Origin of the sequence: Vibrio sp. 10N.286.52.C3 (assembly GCF_041468865.1) — a bacterium.
GTDB classification, from domain to species: Bacteria; Pseudomonadota; Gammaproteobacteria; order Enterobacterales; family Vibrionaceae; genus Vibrio; species Vibrio crassostreae_C.
Genome location: NZ_JBFRJM010000064.1, coordinates 19,836 through 38,450, shown reverse-complemented (window position 1 = coordinate 38,450; position 18,615 = coordinate 19,836). Strand labels below are relative to the sequence as shown.

The window sequence follows — 18,615 nt, the reverse complement described above, 5'->3', positions numbered from 1 at the left end:
TTCAATCACGATAGAGAATGATATGAAAGAATCGATTCAAGTTACCTTAGAGCAGTTAAGAGAAACTCTGCATTATCACGCCGTTCGTTATTACGTAGAAGATAGCCCTGAGATCCCTGATGTCGAGTACGATCGATTAATGCAGCAATTGCTAAAGATCGAAGAAGAGAACCCGGAACTAGTGACGGTAGATTCTCCGAGCCAACGTGTTGGTGGTCAGCCTCTCGATGGTTTCACTCAAGTGACTCATGAGATCCCAATGCTTTCTCTGGACAATGCTTTCTCTGATGAAGATTTGGATGCGTTCAATAAGCGAATGTCTGATAGAGCGCCAACCGCTAACCTCAAGACTTTCTGTTGTGAACCTAAGCTTGATGGCCTTGCAGTTAGCCTACTCTATGTGAATGGTATTTTAGTTCAGGCTGCGACACGTGGTGACGGTGCGACGGGTGAAAACATCACTGAAAACGTGCGTACGATCAGCTCTATCCCACTTAAGTTACAAGGTGAAGGCTGGCCGCAGCGTATTGAAGTTCGTGGCGAAGTGTTTATGCCAAAAGCGGGTTTCGATAAGTTGAATGAGATGGCGTTGAAGAAAGGCGAGAAAGTATTTGTTAACCCACGTAATGCCGCCGCAGGTAGCCTGCGTCAGCTTGATTCTCGTATTACTGCGAAACGTCCGCTAGCTTTCTACGCATACAGTGTCGGTGTTGTACAAGGCGCTGAGCTATCAAATAGTCACTACCAACGCTTTTTACAGCTTAAAGGTTGGGGCTTACCTATGTGCCCCGAGACTAAGCAACTGAGCTCTCTCGAAGACGTGAAAGCCTATTACCAAGATATTATGACTCGTCGTGATGCTCTGGCTTACGAGATTGATGGCGTTGTTATCAAAGTCGACGATATCGCGGCTCAAGAAGTGCTTGGTTTTGTTGCTAGAGCGCCACGTTGGGCAATTGCTTATAAGTTTCCAGCTCAAGAAGAGATTACACTGCTCAATGACGTTGAATTTCAGGTGGGCCGTACTGGTGCTATTACGCCGGTTGCTAAACTTGAACCTATCTTCGTTGGTGGCGTGACAGTCAGCAATGCCACTTTACACAATGCCGATGAGATTGCGCGTTTAGGCGTGAAGGTAGGCGACAGCGTTATTATTCGCCGTGCAGGTGACGTTATTCCGCAAATTGTGGCTGTTGTACTAGATCGTCGCCCTGAAACGGCTAGAGACATTGTTTTCCCTGATGCTTGCCCAGTATGTAGTTCTGCGGTTGAGCGTGTAGAAGGTGAAGCTGTAGCGCGTTGTACTGGCGGTTTAGTCTGTCAGGCGCAGCGTAAAGAAGCACTTAAACACTTTGTTTCTAGAAAGGCGCTAGACGTTGATGGACTGGGCGTGAAAGTTATTGAGCAGCTTGTGGACCGTGAAATGGTCGAAACACCTGCTGATTTATTTAAGCTAAGTGCTGGCGTGATTACTGTTCTTGACCGAATGGGGCCTAAATCGGCACAGAACGTCGTGAGTGCGTTGAATAAAGCTAAAGACACGACGTTAGCGCGTTTCCTCTATTCACTCGGTATTCGTGAAGTCGGTGAGGCGACAGCGATGAACTTAGCGCAACACTTTAGGACGCTGGAACTGGTTCAAGCAGCTACTCATGAACAATTAGTTGAAGTGTCAGATATTGGTGACATCGTTGCTAGCCATATCACCAGCTTCTTCTCACAAGAGAAAAACAGAGCGGTCGTCGATCAGCTGATAGAGCTAGGTGTGAATTGGCCAATCATCAAAGAAGCTGCCGATGACCAAGAGCTACCATTAGAAGGTAAAGTCGTTGTGTTAACAGGCTCATTGTCGCAATTAGGTCGAAGTGAAGCTAAAGCTGCGTTACAAGCATTAGGTGCGAAAGTGACGGGTAGCGTATCGAAGAAAACGGACATCTTGTTTGCCGGTGAAGCTGCGGGTTCTAAATTAACTAAAGCACAAGATTTAGGTATCGAAATAAGAACAGAAGAAGATCTAATAGCCCTTATTTCGTAAGTAAATACAGATAAAAAAAGCTCAAAGGCACTCCTTTCAAGGGAGTGCCTTTTTTGTTTCTGATATAAAAATGAGGGCTTTTTAATTGTTGAGAATTTTGTTCCTATACGAACTCTAAAATCAGGACAGTGACGCTGCTCAACATTAATGAAATACCATTGTAGTTGTATCAAAAATGCGAGTCATATCTATTTTTACAAAGTGATAATTACCTCAAGTTGTTGAATTTATTGGTATTGATTTTGTTTTGGTGAGGATTTTTCTATTTATCGATCTGGATCACTAAGTACCTATTAAATTTGCACCAACTCATATTTTTTTAGATGAAAATTAAGTTCTCATTGATCTTTTTGAGGGCGAAGTTAGTCTTAATGCCATGGATGCACATGATGTGTATAACCAGAAAGGAAATAGAGAATTCAGAGTTTAGGGTTCTCAAACAAGAAAAGGTATTTCTCTCTACGGCGGCCAACTTTAGGCGGGGAATATTCAAACAGCTATATCCATTTTTAGGAGTTTTATTCCATGGAAAACAAAATTTTCAAACGTACTCTACTAGGTGCATCCGTTGCACTTTTATCGACAGGCGTAATGGCGAAAGAAGTTGGTATCAACTCTGATTTCAACGTTGACGTATACGGTGTTGCAGCTATCTCTCTAGTTAACTACAACACAACTGACAACAACGACTCTAGTACTGGTTACGCTGTAGAGAATGAATCTCGTATCGGCTTCCGTGCTCATAAAGAGATGTTTGATGACGTATTAATCACAATGCAGATTGAATCTGGCTACGTAGATAGCACAGACTGGGGTCATGGCGGCGTTTCAGGCGGTGTGCTTGGTTTCCGTGATACGTTCGTTGGTGCTTCTGGCTCTTGGGGTAACCTGCGTGTGGGTCGTGTTCTTACTCCACTATACGAAATCGTCGACTGGCCATTCTCTAACCCTGGTCTAGGTTCTGTATTCGATTGGGGCGGCATCAACGGTCACTACGATCGTCAATCTAACCAAGTTCGTTACGATTCAGCTAAATTTGGCGGTTTCTCTTTTGCAGCTTCTGTTGGTCGTGACGATAACGACAACGGTGGTGGTGCAGCAACTCGTGACGCAAACTTTGTTGGCGCAAGTGCTAAGTACAGCTTCGAGAAAGTAACATTAATGGGTGCGGTTGAATCTGGTACTCGTGTCGTTGCCGCGTCTGGTGGTGATTGGTCTTTTGATGAAACCGGTAACCCAGAACAGGCTCCTGAAGTAGCTGGTTACGATGATGATACATTCGCATACATTGTTGGTTTCGAAGCTAGCTTACCTGCTGGCTTCGGTATCGCGGCAGCATTTAAAGGCGAAGAGCTAGACAACGGTATTCGCAAGCAAACACAAGATTCTTATTCTGTTATTGGTCAATACTGGAACGGTCCAATTGGTTTCAAACTGGGTTATGCAGCGAACCTAGAATCTGAACTTAACGGTAATAAAGAAGCTAACTCAGATAGCAACACTATCTCTGGTCAGCTAATGGCAGTTCACAACGGTTTCGTACCTTACCTACGTGTAGCGGGTCGTACTGTTGGCGACGCTGATACAGATATCGTAACTCGCGTTGGTCTTGAGTACGGTTTCTAAGCTAAAGTTATCAGCTTAAAATAGTTAAAGAGAATCAAAACGCTGGTAAATTATTTTGCCAGCGTTTTTCCATAGTGAACATAAGGAATTAGTCATAATGAATAAAGTTAGTGTAGTTGTATTATCATTATTTTTGGGAGCTTGTAGTTCACTCGATTCACAAAGTAATTTTGCAGACTCAGTTGCTGATGTGCAGCCCAAAGGTGGTTACATTAAAGTAACCGGTCAATCTTACGTAGCAGAAAATAGAGCAAATGTAGGCGCAGACATTCTCAAGTCGTCGCTTTACTTTACATACAATAAAGAAGTAACACCAAATACTGCCCCAGAATCTTCAATTACTATGGACGTGAGTTACTTCCAAAGTTACAAAGAGTACGAAACGGTTAGTTTTTTTGGTAAAACGATAGAATTAGAAGATAGACAAGTACCAAGAGAAAGTTGCAGCGAGCACTGTACTAAGACTCAATATATTAAGTTTCCATTAAGTGACGCTGATATTCAGCAAGCAAGACAAAAGAATTTAGAATTTACGCTTGAAGGCCAAAACTCAGTCATGAGCACGACTTTTATCGTACCAAAGGCGTATATCGACACAATTTATAACGGTGCAAATAATCATACAGCTATCGCGGTTGCTCCAGTCGCGGCTGTTCCAGTAGCAGCAGTAGTTGCTGAAGAGCCAAAAGCATCACAAGCACAAGAGATGGTGAATTACTGGTATGGTGAAGCAACCAAAGAAGAGCAATCTGCAGTAACAGATTGGGCATTCAAGAACCGTAAGAACGCTAACCCAGCATTACTAGAAGGCTCAAAAGAGATCGAAATGGTTTCATACTGGTTCAATAAGCTAGACAGTGAAGAAAAATCTCAAACTATGATTTGGTTGTTAGAACAAGAGTAAGTTTCTAACGTTACACCCTAGCTATGTTTTTCAGCCGCAGTATTGTATAACAGCAGTACTGCGGTTTTTCATTTTAGGCTTACAGGTAAGATTGTGAATATTGGTGAAGTAGCGAAGCGTGTTGGTACAACAGCGAAATCCATTCGTTTTTACGAAAGTAAAGGCATGATGAGCCCACCGCACCGATCAGAAAATGGTTACAGGCAATATGGCGAGATTCATATCGAACAGTTAGAGTTCGTTTTGAGAGCTAAAATGGTTGGTTTCACTCTCGATGAGTGTAAGTCACTGGTTGAGTTGGCAATGAATCCCAACAGACAAAGCTACGAAGTAAAGAAGAAGGCTACTCAGAAGTTAGATGAAATAGAGTTGAAGCTTGCGGAGTTAAACAAGATGAAGGTGCAGCTACAATCTTGGGTACATGACTGCCCTGGAGATACTTCAACGGAATGTCCTATCTTGAATAATCTATCTGGCCGCAGTTAGGTTATTCCAGTTCTAAATAATCGTCAGGCAGCAATTTCATTACTAGCCTGACTTTAATCACCTATCACAGCACCTATCACAGCACCTTTCCGCCGTAATGTTTACAGATCAACAGTGGTACATGAGTGACTGCGTTACCATCTGAACACTTAACGATAGGCCCCATGTTTCCGTTACCAGGAGACTGACTGCTCGCGAGAGCGCTTCCAAATGACAAGCTGAAAATAGCCGTTAGAATTATTAAAAAATGTCTCATACAAACTCCATTAGGTTTATCTCTAATTGAGATAATTGAAAGTATGGACAAGGAAAAGAAAATTTCAAAAATTGGACGGACTTAACATTTTTAATGATTATAAATAAGCGAGAGTAAGGTTAACTATTCATATATATATTGGGTAAGAAATCTGGCTTTCTTATACCTTTTTAGCTCAATCAAACTTTTTAGCTTTACGAAATAAGAACTTATTTTTTTTTCAATTCAATCTATCGCAATGATAATTCGAATATTATTAAGGTTCAAAAATAGAAAAAGCCTGCATTTATTGAAAATGCAGGCTTCATATAGCTCTTGTTTATAAAGGTTCTATTATTAGAACGATTCCGTCTAAAGCGACAATCTTAATTTCGGTTCCAGATGGAATATCTTGACTGGCCTTTGCTGACCAAGAAGAGTCACCGAACTTAATTCGACAGCTACCTTTCTTTACGTCTTCACTTAAAATAACGGTTTGACCTACCAATTGCTTTTCTCTTTGGTTTAACTCTCGCCGTGCATCCGATTGCTTGTCATTCGAGAGTTGTCTTCTCCACCACAACCAAGTGGTAATAAGAGAGAAGCTAGCAAAGGACAGCCATTGCATCTGCCAACCAATTGGTAATGCTCCTAATAGGGCACCGACCAGCATGGCAGATATGCCTATCCATAAAAAGTAACCAGCGGTTCCAATTAGCTCAAGCGCAAGCAGTGCTAGACCAAATGCTAACCAATGCCAGTGGTTTACTTGTTCTAGTAATTCGACCATAAGTTAGTCCTTACTACCTTTGTCATTCTTATGTGCAAACATCTCCGCGATACCCGCTACAGAACCCATAAGGCCAGTTGCTTCGAGTGGTAGCATGATGATCTTGCCGTTTTCAGCTTGGCCTATAGATTTCAATGCGTCGGTGTAACCTTGTGCAATGAAGTAATTGACCGCTTGCATGTCACCTTGAGCAATTGCCGTTGATACCATTTCTGTCGCTTTAGCTTCTGCTTCTGCGGCACGCTCACGGGCTTCTGCTTGCAATATTGCCGCTTGCTTCTCACCTTCTGCTTTCAGGATCTCTGATTGCTTGTGGCCTTCTGCTTTCAAGATCTCAGCTTGTCGTACACCTTCTGCTTCTAAGATATCAGCACGTTTATTACGCTCGGCTTTCATCTGGGCATTCATCGCAGCAGTAAGGTCTGCTGGTGGCTGTACGTCTTTAATTTCGATACGGGTGACTTTTACGCCCCAAGGGTTTGTCGCTTCATCAACGATGTTCAGTAGCTTGGTATTGATCATGTCACGCTGACTCAGCATCTCATCCAGTTCCATCGAGCCAAGCACAGTACGGATATTGGTGAGGGTTAAGTTACGGATCGCATGTTCAAGGTCATTCACTTCATAAGCTGCCTTAGGCGCGTCGATAACTTGAACAAAACAAACCGCATCGATAACCACATTTGCATTATCTTTGGAGATGACTTCTTGTGCTGGGATGTCGAGAACACGCTCCATCATGCTGATGCGCTGTCCAACTTTATCAATAAATGGAATGATTAAGTTAAGACCCGGTTTAAGGGTGTGTGTGTATCGCCCGAAGCGTTCAACGGTCCAGTTGTTGCCTTGTGGAACGGTTTTTACGCCAGCGAAGATAAATAACAGTGCGACGGCAGTAAAGACGCCGATAGTAATCAAGGTATCAATAGGCATACAAAATCCTTTGCAAGTTTGAGTTTTTGATAGTTCAGTATTGATACTGGCTCATATTTAAATTCTGAGCAAATTTATAAACGAGAAATGGGCCATAAATAATTGATTTTATGGCCCATTTTACATTCTATTATGCGATAAACTAATTGATTGAATTGTCAATTTTCGATGTTTAATCTACGGCTTTTTAGGTTTAACTAGTAAAGCAGAGAGTACAGTTGTCGACGGTACTTACTGGCAACTGGGTTACCTTGTCCAAGCGCACTCAAGATGTCCATGAACTCTTTCTTCATGTCACCATCGAGAGCATTAAGATCTTTGGCTAGGAAAGACCATAATAGATCCATAGCTTCTTCACTGCGGTTCACTTGGTGATATTGCAATGCTAATTCAGATGCTGTTTTAGCGTCGCTCGGATTTTGCTGAAGAGCGGCTTCTAATGCTTGTATTTCAGGGCTGTCTGCTGCTTGTTTATGAAGTTCAAGCTTTGCAACTAAGCCTTTGTAGTAGTTGTCTTGGTACTCAAGAGGGATAGTTGCTAGCTGAGTTTCAGCAAGGTCAAATTGTTGTGTTTCTAACAAACACTCTGCGATCGCCAGTTTTACTTCACCTTTATTCGTCAGCTCTGCTGGAAGTTGCTGCATTGCTGCTAGTGCCTGTGTGTGCTCGCCAGCTTGCATTTGCTCAAGAGCCTGACGCAAAGCAAGTTCATCTTGGCTAGGAAGGTGTTTGCTGAGCATATCGACAATAGCTTCTATGCTTTGAGGGCCACCGAGCCCATCGACTGGCTGACCATTAACAAACAGTGCAATAGTGGGCAGTGCTTGAACACCAAACTGGCTAGCAATAGCTTGCTCTTGTTCGCAATTGAGCAGGGCTAAGGTGAAGGCACCGTTGTATTGCTGAGTTAAAGTTTGCAGTTCAGGAATGACTTGGGCGCTCTCTTGGCTCATTGGTGCCCAAAAATGGATGAGTACAGGGGTCTGCATCGAACCTTCTAATACTTGACGAAAGTTCTGCTCATTAAGTTCAACAATATGCGGAGATTGCATTTACGTTCCTTGAGGTTTGTTTTGTGGATACGTTGCAAATATGGGGGGGTTAGTCGGTAACTTCAAGATCTAACTCGGTTATCTCGGATAAAAAGAACCAAAAATAGAAAAACGCTATGCTTCGATGTTGATAGAGTTGTTATCTCAACATGGAAGGCATAGCGTTATCATCGAGGTAGTCAGTGAGGCGTTGCGTGAGATACTCAAAACAGTATAAACAGCGTAATTGCCAGACCCACACCTACCCAATTAAGGCGGTTTAAAGTCATGAGATTTCCAGAGTAGAACCATCAATTGGGAATAACTGATGGGATAGGATAATCATGACATCTTATTGTTACGGAAAAATTACATCGTTACATTAAAGTTTGCGACTCTGCATTCAAAGTTAGTAATTTATGCAGCTTTTCTCAAAATAGGGTCTAGCAAGCGACTCGGTAGAATCCTTTTCAATACCGCGAACACTTTAGTCGGGGTCGTAACTCGGTATCTTAGCTTGGGTTTGTCGGCGGTGAGAGCATGGAATACCGGCTCAATACAACTTTCTGGAGGCAGGACAAAAGCGTTATTCGATGATTCTTTTTCGAGTCGATCTTTTTGTTGTTGGTAAGCGTCTTGGTGGGCGCTGCCAGAAATGTTGATCCATTTATTGAACGCTTTCAAGGCATTGGTTCTAAATTGAGTCTCAATTGGCCCTGGTTGCAGTAATGAGATCTGTATACCGCTGCCATGCAGTTCTAATCGTAAGGTATCTGTCCAACCCTCAATCGCGAATTTAGAAGCATTATAAGCACCACGATACTTCATGGCTGCAAAACCTAATACGGAACTGTTTTGTACGATTCGACCTTCGCCACGCTCGCGCATGTGCGGAAGGATCTGACAGACGAGATGATGCCAACCAAAGAAGTTGGTTTCGAATTGTTCTCTGAGTCCTTGGGTCGGTAAGTCTTCTAGCGCCCCTGCTTGACCGTAAGCACCGTTATTGAATAATCCATACAATCCATTAGGTGCGAGATCAATAGCAAGCTTGGCGCCATGCTCAATACTTTCTTGGTTGGAAAGATCTAATTGAATACAGGTGAGGCCTTCATCTTGAAGGCGTTGAACATCTTGTGGATCACGACAAGATGCAATGACATGAAAACCACGCTTTTGAAGTGCATGAGCACATGTATAGCCAATACCTGTTGAGCAACCGGTAATCAGAATCGACTTGTTCACACTTAATCCTTTATTAGAGTCTCTATCGCTCTAGGGTAAAGAATTAGTCTTGATGTTGTAACAAGTTTTTTAGTGCTGGCTCGATTCTTGAGTAACTAAAGATGAATCCCATCTCAGTGAGTTTCTTCGGCTTGGAGCGAATGCTGTCAAATAGCAAACAAGATGATTCCCCCATGAGAATCGACATTGCCCATTTCGGCGTGAATAAGAAATTCGGTCGGCCTAATTGTTTCGCTAACGTGCTGCTGAACAGTTTGTTGGTCACAGGGTGAGGGGCACACATATTGAATTCCCCTTGAGCGTGAGGGATAGACAACAAGTGATTGATGGCTCTCACCATATCGAGAATGTGAATCCATGGCATGTACTGCTCACCTGAACCTATTGGACCACCGACGCCGAGTTTATAAGGCAATAGCATCTTCTTGAGTGCGCCGCCATTCTCGCCAAGTACAACCCCTGTTCGCAGTAGTATCACGCGTGTGCTTTCTGATTGTGCTCTCTTGGCTATCTCTTCCCAGTGGGCACAGACTTTATGAGGAAAGCTTTCATCTTCTACTTGCAGTGACTCGTCAAACGGGTGCTGCTGTTGATCGCCATAGTAACCCACGGCTGAACCGCTAATAAAAGCGTGTGGCGGGTTGCTACTGGCATGAATTAATTCGACCAGCTTTTCAGTGATGTGCCAGCGGCTGTTACAGATCCTCTCTTTTTGTTCTGTACTCCAACGCTTATCGGCAATCGGCTCACCCGCGAGGTTGACCACCACATCAAAGTCATTGAGATCACTGAGCTCATCAAGGGATTGAATGTAATGAAGGTTGTTCTGGTTGAGGTGATTTAGGTTTTGCTTCGCATTTTCAGGACTCCGCGTCAGCAATGTCACGTCGTCAGTGTTCCAACTCTTGACCAATTCAGAGCCAATAAATCCAGTACCACCCGTTAACAATATCTTCATACCAATCTCCCTATTAAACATAATTATAGACATGGCTTGTTTTTAGTCGCCAATCAATACGAAAAAATCACTATAACGATCATAAGGTTTCAATCGTGTGATGCCCAAATTACGCCTTTTTCAATTTACAAAGGAGTGAAATTAAATTCATCAAGTCAGGATGTGTACCGTCATCACACTTATGCACTTTACTCGGATATGTTACCAACTGCGTAATATTTGTCACATAAGCAATGATAAGGATTTGCCATGATTATTATTAATTCATAATCAGCGACAAGGAATTGCGATGACGGCGGTGCTTGCTTTGTTTCGATCCATGTTAGGTAGCCTGAGGGATCTATTGCCAATCGTGGCGGTAATCGCTTTCTTCCAGCTTGCTGTCTTACAAGAGCCACTTCCTCATCTTTTATCTATTCTGACTGGCTTAGTGCTCGTCGTTTTTGGACTCACTTTCTTTATCTTTGGCCTTGAAATGGGGTTGTTTCCAATCGGCGAATCGATGGCTCAAGCATTTGCCAGAAAGGGGAGTGTGTTCTGGTTATTGATCTTCGCTTTTTGTTTGGGTTTTGGTACCACCATAGCCGAGCCAGCGTTAACCGCAGTCGCTGCCGAAGCCGCAGAAGTGGCAGCTGAGGGAGGTGTAATCCCCAATACGTTAGATGAAATGGAGCAGTATGCCAATGGCCTGCGCTTTACTGTGGCACTGTCAGTCGGTATCGCTATTTTACTCGGTGTGCTGAGAATCTTAAAAGGTTGGCCAATCCAGTACATGATCATCGGTGGATATATTGGAGTGGTCGTGCTCACTGCATTTGCTCCGGAAAACATCATTGGAATTGCGTATGACTCTGGTGGAGTAACGACATCGACGATCACCGTCCCATTAGTAACTGCGTTAGGGGTGGGTTTAGCCTCGGCAATTAAAGGGCGTAATCCGATGATAGATGGTTTTGGGTTGATCGCGTTTGCTTCGTTGCTGCCGATGATGTTTGTCATGGTGTACGGGATGGTGGTGACATGATCAGTGTTCAACAATTTATCGACACCTTTCTCGGCACTGTGATGGATGTGATCCCGATTGCGATCATCATCTTCGGTTTTCAGTTGGCGGTATTACGAAAGCCAGTCAATAACCTAGCCAAAGTGCTGATCGGTTTCTTCTACGTCATTCTTGGCTTATCACTCTTTTTGATGGGATTGGAACTCGCGTTATTCCCTCTAGGGGAGACGATGGCAATGCAACTCACCGAGCCAAGTTTTTTGACTGAGTTTAAGATCAGTTCTGGTCTTGCTTTGGCTTGGTTTGATTATTACTGGGTCTATCTTTTCGCGTTTTGTATTGGTTTCAGCACCACGATAGCCGAGCCCTCTTTGATTGCTGTAGCGATTAAGGCGAACCAAGTTTCCGGTGGCAGTATCAGCGTCAATGGGCTGAGGATCGCCGTGGCATTGGGCGTTGCTATCGGTATATCACTGGGCAGCTACCGTATCGTTGCGGGTGACCCGATCCACTACTACATCATTTTTGGTTATGTCGTCGTGGTCATTCAAACCTTTTACGCCCCAAAACTCATTATTCCATTGGCCTACGATTCGGGTGGCGTCACTACATCAACGGTGACAGTCCCTTTAGTGACGGCGCTCGGGCTTGGACTCGCTTCAACCGTACCAGGAAGAAACCCTGTTATTGATGGCTTTGGGTTGATCGCCTTTGCCAGCTTATTTCCCATCATTTCAGTGATGGGCTATGCCCAAATAACACAATGGTTAAACCGTTTACACACCTCTAAGGAGAGCAAAGATGCGCTTTAAACTTATCTTAGCGTTTGTAGAAGAGAGCAAGACCGACACTGTGCTCGATGCCGCGCGTGATGCGGGCGCGACTGGAGCAACGGTGATTAACAACGCCAGAGGGCAAGGCTTAAACCAAAAAACCACCTTCTTTGGCCTAACGCTAGAGGTACAAAAAGATGTGTTGCTGTTTGTGGTTGAGGAACACTTAGCGAGGCATATTCTTGAAACTATTGGCGAAGTCGGTGAGTTTGACCAGGAGTCAGGACAAGGTATAGCGGTGCAGATCGATATCGAAGACGCAGTCGGGGTTGCGCATCAAGTCGAGACGTTAACAAAGGTTGTGGAGGATGAGCTATGAGTACCAGTGAAAAGATCCGAGTAGGCGATGTCATGGCCAATACGTATGTGATTATCGATGGGCTAACCACGGTGTTAGAAGCGATAGAGATGGCTAAAAAGCACAAAGTGAAGGCAATCATTGTCGATAAACGCCACGAAGATGACGAATACGGCATCGTATTGATGAATGACATTGCCAAGAAAGTACTGGCTAAGAACCGATCTCCAAAGCGAACCAATGTTTATGAGATCATGACCAAGCCAGCGCTAAGCGTGTCTGCTGAGATGAACGTAAAGTATTGCGCTCGCCTGTTTGAACGCTTTGGTATCAGTCGTGCGCCAGTAGTTCGTGATAACAAGATAGTCGGTATGGTTAGTTACAATAATATCGTGATCAACGGTATGGCGAGAGATGACGTGTAGCATTTAGATACGTACAATAGGCTCATAAATTTTATGGAGAAGTACGTGTGAAATTATTTTTTGCTTCAGACCTACACGGTTCGCTGCCAGCAACAGAAAAGGTATTAGAACTCTACCAAGCGTCTGGTGCGCAATATTTAGTTCTATTGGGTGACATTCTGAATCATGGACCAAGAAACCCGATCCCAGAAGGGTATAACCCGCCGGCGGTTGCAGATAAGTTGAATGCGTTTTCTCAAGAGATCATTGCTGTTCGTGGTAACTGCGATAGCGAAGTGGATCAGATGTTGTTGTCTTTTCCAATGATGATGGATTACTCGTGGGTGCTATTAGAATCAGGCCAGCGTATCTTCCTAACGCATGGCCATTTGTACAACACCAATAAACGCCCTGCGTTGAAGGCGGGCGATATCATTGCACACGGTCATACCCATATTCCTGTCGCCGAATACCAAGATGACATCTTTATCTTTAACCCTAGCTCGGTGACATTCCCACGAGAGGGACACGCGGCAAGCTATGGCATCTATGAAAACAATACCTTCAAAGTCATTAGCCTTGAAGGTGATGTTCTCGTGAGTGGTCAGCTTTAAATCATTGGATCGGCTGTGAAAGGCTTATTTTGAGTCCACGTGGCCGAGATCTCTGTCTGGAGCAATGATGTTTCGTACTCTTTGCTTCAGAACTTTCGCCTCTGGAAAACCGTCATCTGCTTTTCTTTCCCAAATCTGCACACCATTACAAAAGATTTCGAACCTGCCTCCTGTGTCTGGGTGTAAGCTCACTTGTTCAATTTCTTCGCTGAAGGTATGCAGTAGCTCTTGGCATAACCAACTAGAGCGAAGCATCCAATTGCATTGACGGCAATAGTGTATCGCGATTGTGGCTTTTGTTGCTGTCTCTTTCGCTGGCGCCAGATTAGGTTGTTCCGTTTTCATGGTTAATCCTTAAAATGCTACATCCGTAATTTGATACCAACGGCTAACAAAAAAGGGGCTTCATGCCCCTTTTTTCTATTGGTTTACCGTTTCATGGTATTCAGCTATTCATAAACAGTAAATAGCGATCCAATCTTAGTTTGAAAACAATACGGTAGAACCATGATTTAAGCTAGTCAGTAGCAGTGCCTTCGGGTTAACAATATCTATGCGGCGGCTTTGCTCTGCGTCCATCTTAATGACTTGAGTGATCAGCTCTAGCTGTTCTTCTGAAAAGTCTTGGCGCTGAGCCGAGGTCACATCTTTAAACTCCGTTGGCGAAATCAGTAAGTAGTTATCGTTAATATCCCACTGACCCGTTTCAGAGATGTTGATGACATTCGCAGGCTCAGTTTGATTACCGTAAAGTCTAACCACTGACATTCTTAAATATGTACCATTTGGTAGGTATTTCGCATTCGATGATAGTTCAACTCTACGAAGTGGGCCTATTGAGTCAGCTTGCTTGTTATCGCTAATCAGCGTCACCATTCTCGACTGCCATTCATGCTGAGTGAGCAAGCGCTCTACTTTTGCATTGCTGCTCCAATATAGCCAACCACTCAAAAATGCCGATAGAACCAGTAAGATAATCGATACTTTTAATTTCATGTTACTTACCACCGTTACAAATGTCGTTTACATCCGACTGGTTTGCGTAAATTCTTAGGGTTACATTTTCGCTCGAGTAATCTTGCGGGTGAATGTAATTGAGGGCAAGGTTATTGGTTTGTCCTCCTGTAGCGATCACTTCAGCCGGCTTTAACACACCAGTGTGACTCGTGTTGTAACTTAATACACACTTTTCTATTGCTGGCAGCCAACTGCTGAGGTCTGGGTGGTTAACCGGTGATTGAACCTTTACACCATCCACTTCAGTCAAAACCGTGAACTCGGACTCCACCGGGGTAGTAAACGTTAAAACGAGAATCGGCATGATGAAAGCGGCAAGCAGTAACCAAAATGTTAACCATTTATTGGTGCTTTTAGCCGGAGCTACAACAGGAGCGGTTGCTGGTTCTACTGCCACTTTAGTTTGTTGAACTTTTGTAATTGGCTCAGGTTCAAATGTGTCAGTGATTGCTTGTTCAGTCGCTGCAGGCGTTGCAAACGTTAGGATAGGTTCAACGTCATTTTCTGCAATTTCAGCGGCTACTGGCTGATCATTTGATGACAGTGGCGCAGAGCGCTCAACGGTCGCAATAAATTGGTAACCGCGCTTCGGTACTGTCTTTACGAATTCAGGAGATTTAGTCGAGTCTTTGAGCATCTTTCTCAGAGTCGATACGGCTTGCGTTAAGCTTGAGTCATCCACCTCAAAGCCTTGGTCTCGCCAAACATACTCATGCAATTCATTACGAGTGATAACTTCATTAGGCCTTTCTGACAGCATCAAGAGAATGCGGCTTTCATTGCTACCAAGACGTACGACTTCACCGTCGCTCATTTGATCGACAAGTGAATTGCTGTTTGGGTCGAATACGAACCGTTGTGCGAGAATAAACTTTGTGCCGATATTACTCATTGAATTCTTCTATTTTGGATTGTTTTGGGGGGCGAAATAGACAAATCTCAGGTGAAGTTCCGTTAATTCTTCACCAAATCATGGCTTATTTTATGTTCTTTTATATTTATCAGGCTCAAGGATAATAAAAACAGATAAAAAAAACAGTGTTTTTATGATTTTTGACCTTGAATTTACATTTGTCATCCTCATGTTAATGAACAGAAGAGTGGCATCAAGTGTTACGCCCCTATGATTATTCAACATAAAGTATAGATGTTTTGGAGTAAAAATGAGCGAAACGGCAACGCAAAATAAAGAGACTCGTGGCTTTCAATCTGAAGTAAAACAACTACTTCATCTAATGATTCACTCACTGTATTCAAATAAAGAAATCTTTCTACGTGAGCTGATCTCTAACGCATCTGACGCGGCTGATAAGCTTCGTTTTCAAGCTCTATCGAACGGTGACCTTTACCAAGGTGATGCAGATCTAGGTGTAAAACTTTCTTTCAACGCGGAAGCAAACACGTTAACCATTTCTGATAACGGTATCGGTATGAGCCGCGACAACGTTATTGAGCATTTAGGTACGATTGCTAAGTCAGGCACTGCAGATTTTTTCTCAAAGCTGTCTGAAGACCAAAGCAAAGACTCTCAACTGATTGGTCAATTTGGTGTGGGTTTCTATTCTGCATTCATCGTCGCAGACGCGGTAACGGTTCGCACACGTGCAGCTGGCCTGCCGAACAATGAAGCTGTTCAGTGGCACTCTGCAGGTGAAGGCGATTACACAATCGAAGACATCACTAAAGAGTCTCGTGGTACTGACATCGTTCTGCACATGCGTGAAGACGGTAAAGAGTTCTTAAATGAGTGGCGTCTGCGTGAAGTGATTGGTAAATATTCTGACCACATCGGCATTCCTGTTTCTATCTTCACAGCAGTGAAAGATGACGAAGGTAAAGACACCGAAGAGAAACATTGGGAACAGATCAACAAGGCGCAAGCACTTTGGACTCGTAACAAGTCTGATATCGAGAAAGAAGAGTACCAAGAGTTTTACAAACACGTATCTCACGACTTTGCTGATCCACTAACCTGGAGCCACAACAAGGTTGAAGGTAAGAACGATTACACAAGCCTGCTTTACATCCCAGCGAAAGCACCTTGGGACATGATGAACCGTGACCACAAGAGTGGCTTGAAACTTTACGTGCAGCGTGTATTCATCATGGATGACGCAGAGCAGTTCATGCCATCTTACATGCGTTTCGTTCGTGGCTTGATTGACTCAAACGATCTGCCATTGAACGTGTCTCGTGAAATCCTGCAAGACAACAAGGTAACTCAGTCTCTTCGTGGCGCATGTACCAAGCGTGTACTGACTATGCTTGAGCGCATGGCGAAGAATGACAATGATAAGTACCTAGAGTTTTGGAAAGAGTTCGGCCTAGTATTGAAAGAAGGCCCGGCTGAAGATATGGCGAACAAAGAGAAGATCGCTGGTCTACTTCGTTTCTCGTCAACGGAAGTGGATTCTGCTGAACAAACCATCAGCCTAGAATCTTACGTTGAGCGCATGAAAGAAGGCCAAGATAAGATTTACTACCTGACAGCAGATAGCTACGCTGCCGCTAAGAACAGCCCACACTTGGAGCAGTTCAAAGCTAAAGGTATTGAAGTGGTTCTAATGTACGATCGTATTGATGAGTACGTAATGAACTACCTGACTGACTTCGACGGTAAACAGTTCCAATCGATCACTAAAGCAGGCTTAGACCTAAGCAAGTTTGAAGGTGAAGAAGAGAAAGAGAAGCAAAAAGAGACAGAAGAAGAGTTCAAATCTGTTGTAGAGCGCACTCAATCTTACCTAGGTGGTCGTGTTAAAGAAGTTCGTACGACCTTCAAGCTAGCAACAACACCTGCGGTTGTTGTGACTGACGACTTCGAAATGGGCACGCAAATGGCGAAGCTTCTTGAAGCTGCGGGTCAAGCGGCACCGGAAGTGAAGTACATCTTCGAGATTAACCCTGAGCACGCACTGGTTAAACAGATGGCTGACGAAGCAGACGAGCAAGCGTTTGGTCGTTGGGTTGAGTTGCTACTTGGTCAAGCGATGCTGGCTGAAAAGGGCTCAATGGAAGATCCGTCACAATTCTTGGGTGCAATCAACGAGCTACTAACAAAGCGTTAGTCTTTCGACTTTAGGTTAAGCCAACAATTACAATAAAAAGCTCGCAAATGCGGGCTTTTTTTTATGAACGTCGTTGAAAATTGACCTAACGTGGTCAACGTCACCGTTATCGTCACAACAAATGTTGTCGATGCATTCTTTAGTCGTAAATTCAGCCAAATTGAATATTAATGTGATAGAATGCTCGACCTAATCAGCTGGGGCTAAGAAGCGACTATCTCCAGTTGTATGATTTTTAAACGTTATACCGAAACTTACCGTTTTGCTTCTGTTCACAGTTTTGCTTAGCCTCAATGGTTACTTAACGCTTTCTGTTCATCCTAAAAATGAGCAAGAATGGAGGGATAGTGAGCTTCGGTATAAATCATAATTTTATAAGAGGATTAAACATGCGCATCATTCTTCTAGGTGCTCCTGGCGCGGGTAAAGGTACTCAAGCTAACTTCATCATGAACAAATTTGGTATCCCTCAAATTTCAACTGGTGACATGCTACGTGCTGCTATCAAAGCGGGTACTGAGCTTGGTAAGCAAGCAAAATCAGTAATCGACGCTGGTCAGCTAGTTTCTGATGAAATTATCCTTGGTCTTATCAAAGAGCGTATCGCTCAAGATGACTGTGAGAAAGGTTTCCTACTAGACGGTTTCCCACGCACAATCCCACAAGCTGATGGCCTAAAAGAAATGGGCATCGCTGTTGATTACGTTGTTGAATTTGACGTAGCTGACGATGTGATTGTTGAGCGTATGGCTGGTCGTCGTGCTCACCTTCCTTCTGGTCGTACATACCACACTGTGTACAATCCGCCTAAAGAAGAAGGTAAAGATGACGTAACGGGTGAAGACCTAGTGGTACGTGATGACGACAAAGAAGAAACAGTTCGTGCACGTCTAGGTGTATACCACGATCAAACAGCTCCGCTAATCTCTTACTACGGTAAAGAAGCTGAAGCAGGTAACACTCAGTACCTTAAGTTTGACGGTACTAAGCAAGTTGCTGAAGTTAGTGCAGAACTTGAGAAAGCACTAGCATAATTGGCTAACAGCCAGTTTTAGAATTTGATATATTGGAAGCGACCTTAAGGGTCGCTTTTTTGTTTCAATTTTTAGTACGATACCAATCTATATAACTTGAT

The 18,615-nt window shown here is 43.6% G+C and carries 20 protein-coding genes; 11 read left to right on the top strand and 9 right to left on the bottom strand.

The window, feature by feature from the left end; translation table 11 throughout:
• The first annotated feature begins 22 nt into the window (after positions 1-22).
• The 4 genes from ligA (at position 23) to cueR (ending at position 5,051) form a co-directional block, all read left to right on the top strand.
• A complete protein-coding gene (gene ligA / locus AB4138_RS20110; protein ID WP_372307440.1) occupies positions 23-2,035 on the top strand; it encodes an NAD-dependent DNA ligase LigA in 2,013 nt (670 codons plus the stop codon).
• Positions 2,036-2,560: 525 nt separating this feature from the next.
• A complete protein-coding gene (locus tag AB4138_RS20105; protein ID WP_372307437.1) occupies positions 2,561-3,661 on the top strand; it encodes a porin in 1,101 nt (366 codons plus the stop codon).
• 97 nt (positions 3,662-3,758) lie between these two features.
• On the top strand, positions 3,759-4,565 hold the full coding sequence (locus tag AB4138_RS20100; protein WP_102320158.1) for a DUF2057 family protein: 807 nt from the start codon (positions 3,759-3,761) through the stop codon (positions 4,563-4,565).
• A gap of 93 nt (positions 4,566-4,658) precedes the next feature.
• Positions 4,659-5,051, top strand: coding sequence for a Cu(I)-responsive transcriptional regulator (gene cueR / locus AB4138_RS20095; RefSeq protein ID WP_017061928.1), 393 nt, complete (start codon positions 4,659-4,661; stop codon positions 5,049-5,051).
• 76 nt (positions 5,052-5,127) lie between these two features.
• On the opposite strand, the gene AB4138_RS20090 is transcribed toward cueR, so the two are convergent.
• The 6 genes from AB4138_RS20090 to AB4138_RS20065 all read right to left on the bottom strand — a co-directional run bounded on the left by AB4138_RS20090 (position 5,128) and on the right by AB4138_RS20065 (position 10,243).
• Positions 5,128-5,307 (bottom strand): hypothetical protein, encoded by a 180-nt coding sequence (locus tag AB4138_RS20090; RefSeq protein ID WP_017061927.1) that lies wholly within the window; start codon positions 5,305-5,307, stop codon positions 5,128-5,130.
• A gap of 319 nt (positions 5,308-5,626) precedes the next feature.
• Positions 5,627-6,076, bottom strand: coding sequence for an NfeD family protein (locus AB4138_RS20085; RefSeq protein WP_372307434.1), 450 nt, complete (start codon positions 6,074-6,076; stop codon positions 5,627-5,629).
• Between the two features lie 3 nt (positions 6,077-6,079).
• Positions 6,080-7,009: an SPFH domain-containing protein gene (locus AB4138_RS20080; RefSeq protein WP_017063395.1), complete on the bottom strand. Its 930-nt coding sequence runs from the start codon at positions 7,007-7,009 to the stop codon at positions 6,080-6,082.
• 197 nt (positions 7,010-7,206) lie between these two features.
• Complete coding sequence (locus AB4138_RS20075) at positions 7,207-8,061, bottom strand: co-chaperone YbbN (RefSeq protein ID WP_017061924.1); 855 nt, start codon at positions 8,059-8,061, stop codon at positions 7,207-7,209.
• A 396-nt stretch (positions 8,062-8,457) separates the two neighbouring features.
• Positions 8,458-9,285: an SDR family oxidoreductase gene (locus AB4138_RS20070; RefSeq protein WP_017061923.1), complete on the bottom strand. Its 828-nt coding sequence runs from the start codon at positions 9,283-9,285 to the stop codon at positions 8,458-8,460.
• A gap of 43 nt (positions 9,286-9,328) precedes the next feature.
• Positions 9,329-10,243 carry a TIGR01777 family oxidoreductase gene (locus AB4138_RS20065; protein ID WP_372307432.1) on the bottom strand — a complete coding sequence of 305 codons (915 nt, stop codon included), beginning with the start codon at positions 10,241-10,243 and terminating at the stop codon, positions 9,329-9,331.
• A gap of 289 nt (positions 10,244-10,532) precedes the next feature.
• Between AB4138_RS20065 and AB4138_RS20060 the strand changes: the two genes are divergently transcribed.
• The 5 genes from AB4138_RS20060 to yfcE are packed head-to-tail and all read left to right on the top strand — an operon-like array spanning position 10,533 to position 13,395.
• Positions 10,533-11,267 carry a DUF1538 domain-containing protein gene (locus AB4138_RS20060; RefSeq protein ID WP_017072437.1) on the top strand — a complete coding sequence of 245 codons (735 nt, stop codon included), beginning with the start codon at positions 10,533-10,535 and terminating at the stop codon, positions 11,265-11,267.
• Positions 11,264-12,058, top strand: a complete 795-nt coding sequence (locus AB4138_RS20055; RefSeq protein WP_017062208.1) for a DUF1538 domain-containing protein — start codon at positions 11,264-11,266, stop codon at positions 12,056-12,058. The genes AB4138_RS20060 and AB4138_RS20055 overlap by 4 nt, the downstream gene beginning before the upstream one ends.
• Positions 12,048-12,398, top strand: coding sequence for a P-II family nitrogen regulator (locus tag AB4138_RS20050; protein ID WP_017062207.1), 351 nt, complete (start codon positions 12,048-12,050; stop codon positions 12,396-12,398). The genes AB4138_RS20055 and AB4138_RS20050 overlap by 11 nt, the downstream gene beginning before the upstream one ends.
• A complete protein-coding gene (locus tag AB4138_RS20045) occupies positions 12,395-12,802 on the top strand; it encodes a CBS domain-containing protein (protein ID WP_017062206.1) in 408 nt (135 codons plus the stop codon). Before AB4138_RS20050 ends, AB4138_RS20045 begins: the two co-directional genes overlap by 4 nt.
• Before the next feature lie 47 nt (positions 12,803-12,849).
• Positions 12,850-13,395, top strand: a complete 546-nt coding sequence (yfcE, locus tag AB4138_RS20040) for a phosphodiesterase (protein WP_017068995.1) — start codon at positions 12,850-12,852, stop codon at positions 13,393-13,395.
• Positions 13,396-13,419: 24 nt separating this feature from the next.
• On the opposite strand, the gene AB4138_RS20035 is transcribed toward yfcE, so the two are convergent.
• From AB4138_RS20035 to AB4138_RS20025, 3 genes are all read right to left on the bottom strand, one after another.
• On the bottom strand, positions 13,420-13,740 hold the full coding sequence (locus tag AB4138_RS20035) for a SelT/SelW/SelH family protein (protein WP_017062204.1): 321 nt from the start codon (positions 13,738-13,740) through the stop codon (positions 13,420-13,422).
• A gap of 135 nt (positions 13,741-13,875) precedes the next feature.
• Positions 13,876-14,391 carry a regulatory protein ToxS gene (locus AB4138_RS20030; RefSeq protein WP_102393250.1) on the bottom strand — a complete coding sequence of 172 codons (516 nt, stop codon included), beginning with the start codon at positions 14,389-14,391 and terminating at the stop codon, positions 13,876-13,878.
• A 1-nt stretch (position 14,392) separates the two neighbouring features.
• Positions 14,393-15,304 (bottom strand): transcriptional regulator, encoded by a 912-nt coding sequence (locus tag AB4138_RS20025; RefSeq protein ID WP_017063403.1) that lies wholly within the window; start codon positions 15,302-15,304, stop codon positions 14,393-14,395.
• 271 nt (positions 15,305-15,575) lie between these two features.
• Here AB4138_RS20025 and htpG point away from each other — a divergent pair, with 271 nt between their 5' ends.
• Complete coding sequence (htpG, locus tag AB4138_RS20020; protein ID WP_017062201.1) at positions 15,576-17,480, top strand: molecular chaperone HtpG; 1,905 nt, start codon at positions 15,576-15,578, stop codon at positions 17,478-17,480.
• A gap of 389 nt (positions 17,481-17,869) precedes the next feature.
• A complete protein-coding gene (adk, locus tag AB4138_RS20015; protein WP_017062200.1) occupies positions 17,870-18,514 on the top strand; it encodes an adenylate kinase in 645 nt (214 codons plus the stop codon).
• Positions 18,515-18,615: the final 101 nt, after the last annotated feature.

What these genes read in the sequence shown, in the direction of transcription:
- ligA (WP_372307440.1), top strand. Translation starts at nt 23, where the DNA reads ATGAAAGAATCGATTCAAGTTACCTTAGAGCAGTTAAGAGAAACTCTG.
- AB4138_RS20105 (WP_372307437.1), top strand. Translation starts at nt 2,561, where the DNA reads ATGGAAAACAAAATTTTCAAACGTACTCTACTAGGTGCATCCGTTGCA.
- AB4138_RS20100 (WP_102320158.1), top strand. Translation starts at nt 3,759, where the DNA reads ATGAATAAAGTTAGTGTAGTTGTATTATCATTATTTTTGGGAGCTTGT.
- AB4138_RS20090 (WP_017061927.1), bottom strand. Translation starts at nt 5,307, where the DNA reads ATGAGACATTTTTTAATAATTCTAACGGCTATTTTCAGCTTGTCATTT.
- AB4138_RS20085 (WP_372307434.1), bottom strand. Translation starts at nt 6,076, where the DNA reads ATGGTCGAATTACTAGAACAAGTAAACCACTGGCATTGGTTAGCATTT.
- AB4138_RS20080 (WP_017063395.1), bottom strand. Translation starts at nt 7,009, where the DNA reads ATGCCTATTGATACCTTGATTACTATCGGCGTCTTTACTGCCGTCGCA.
- AB4138_RS20075 (WP_017061924.1), bottom strand. Translation starts at nt 8,061, where the DNA reads ATGCAATCTCCGCATATTGTTGAACTTAATGAGCAGAACTTTCGTCAA.
- AB4138_RS20065 (WP_372307432.1), bottom strand. Translation starts at nt 10,243, where the DNA reads ATGAAGATATTGTTAACGGGTGGTACTGGATTTATTGGCTCTGAATTG.
- AB4138_RS20060 (WP_017072437.1), top strand. Translation starts at nt 10,533, where the DNA reads ATGACGGCGGTGCTTGCTTTGTTTCGATCCATGTTAGGTAGCCTGAGG.
- AB4138_RS20055 (WP_017062208.1), top strand. Translation starts at nt 11,264, where the DNA reads ATGATCAGTGTTCAACAATTTATCGACACCTTTCTCGGCACTGTGATG.
- AB4138_RS20050 (WP_017062207.1), top strand. Translation starts at nt 12,048, where the DNA reads ATGCGCTTTAAACTTATCTTAGCGTTTGTAGAAGAGAGCAAGACCGAC.
- AB4138_RS20045 (WP_017062206.1), top strand. Translation starts at nt 12,395, where the DNA reads ATGAGTACCAGTGAAAAGATCCGAGTAGGCGATGTCATGGCCAATACG.
- AB4138_RS20035 (WP_017062204.1), bottom strand. Translation starts at nt 13,740, where the DNA reads ATGAAAACGGAACAACCTAATCTGGCGCCAGCGAAAGAGACAGCAACA.
- AB4138_RS20030 (WP_102393250.1), bottom strand. Translation starts at nt 14,391, where the DNA reads ATGAAATTAAAAGTATCGATTATCTTACTGGTTCTATCGGCATTTTTG.
- AB4138_RS20025 (WP_017063403.1), bottom strand. Translation starts at nt 15,304, where the DNA reads ATGAGTAATATCGGCACAAAGTTTATTCTCGCACAACGGTTCGTATTC.
- htpG (WP_017062201.1), top strand. Translation starts at nt 15,576, where the DNA reads ATGAGCGAAACGGCAACGCAAAATAAAGAGACTCGTGGCTTTCAATCT.
- adk (WP_017062200.1), top strand. Translation starts at nt 17,870, where the DNA reads ATGCGCATCATTCTTCTAGGTGCTCCTGGCGCGGGTAAAGGTACTCAA.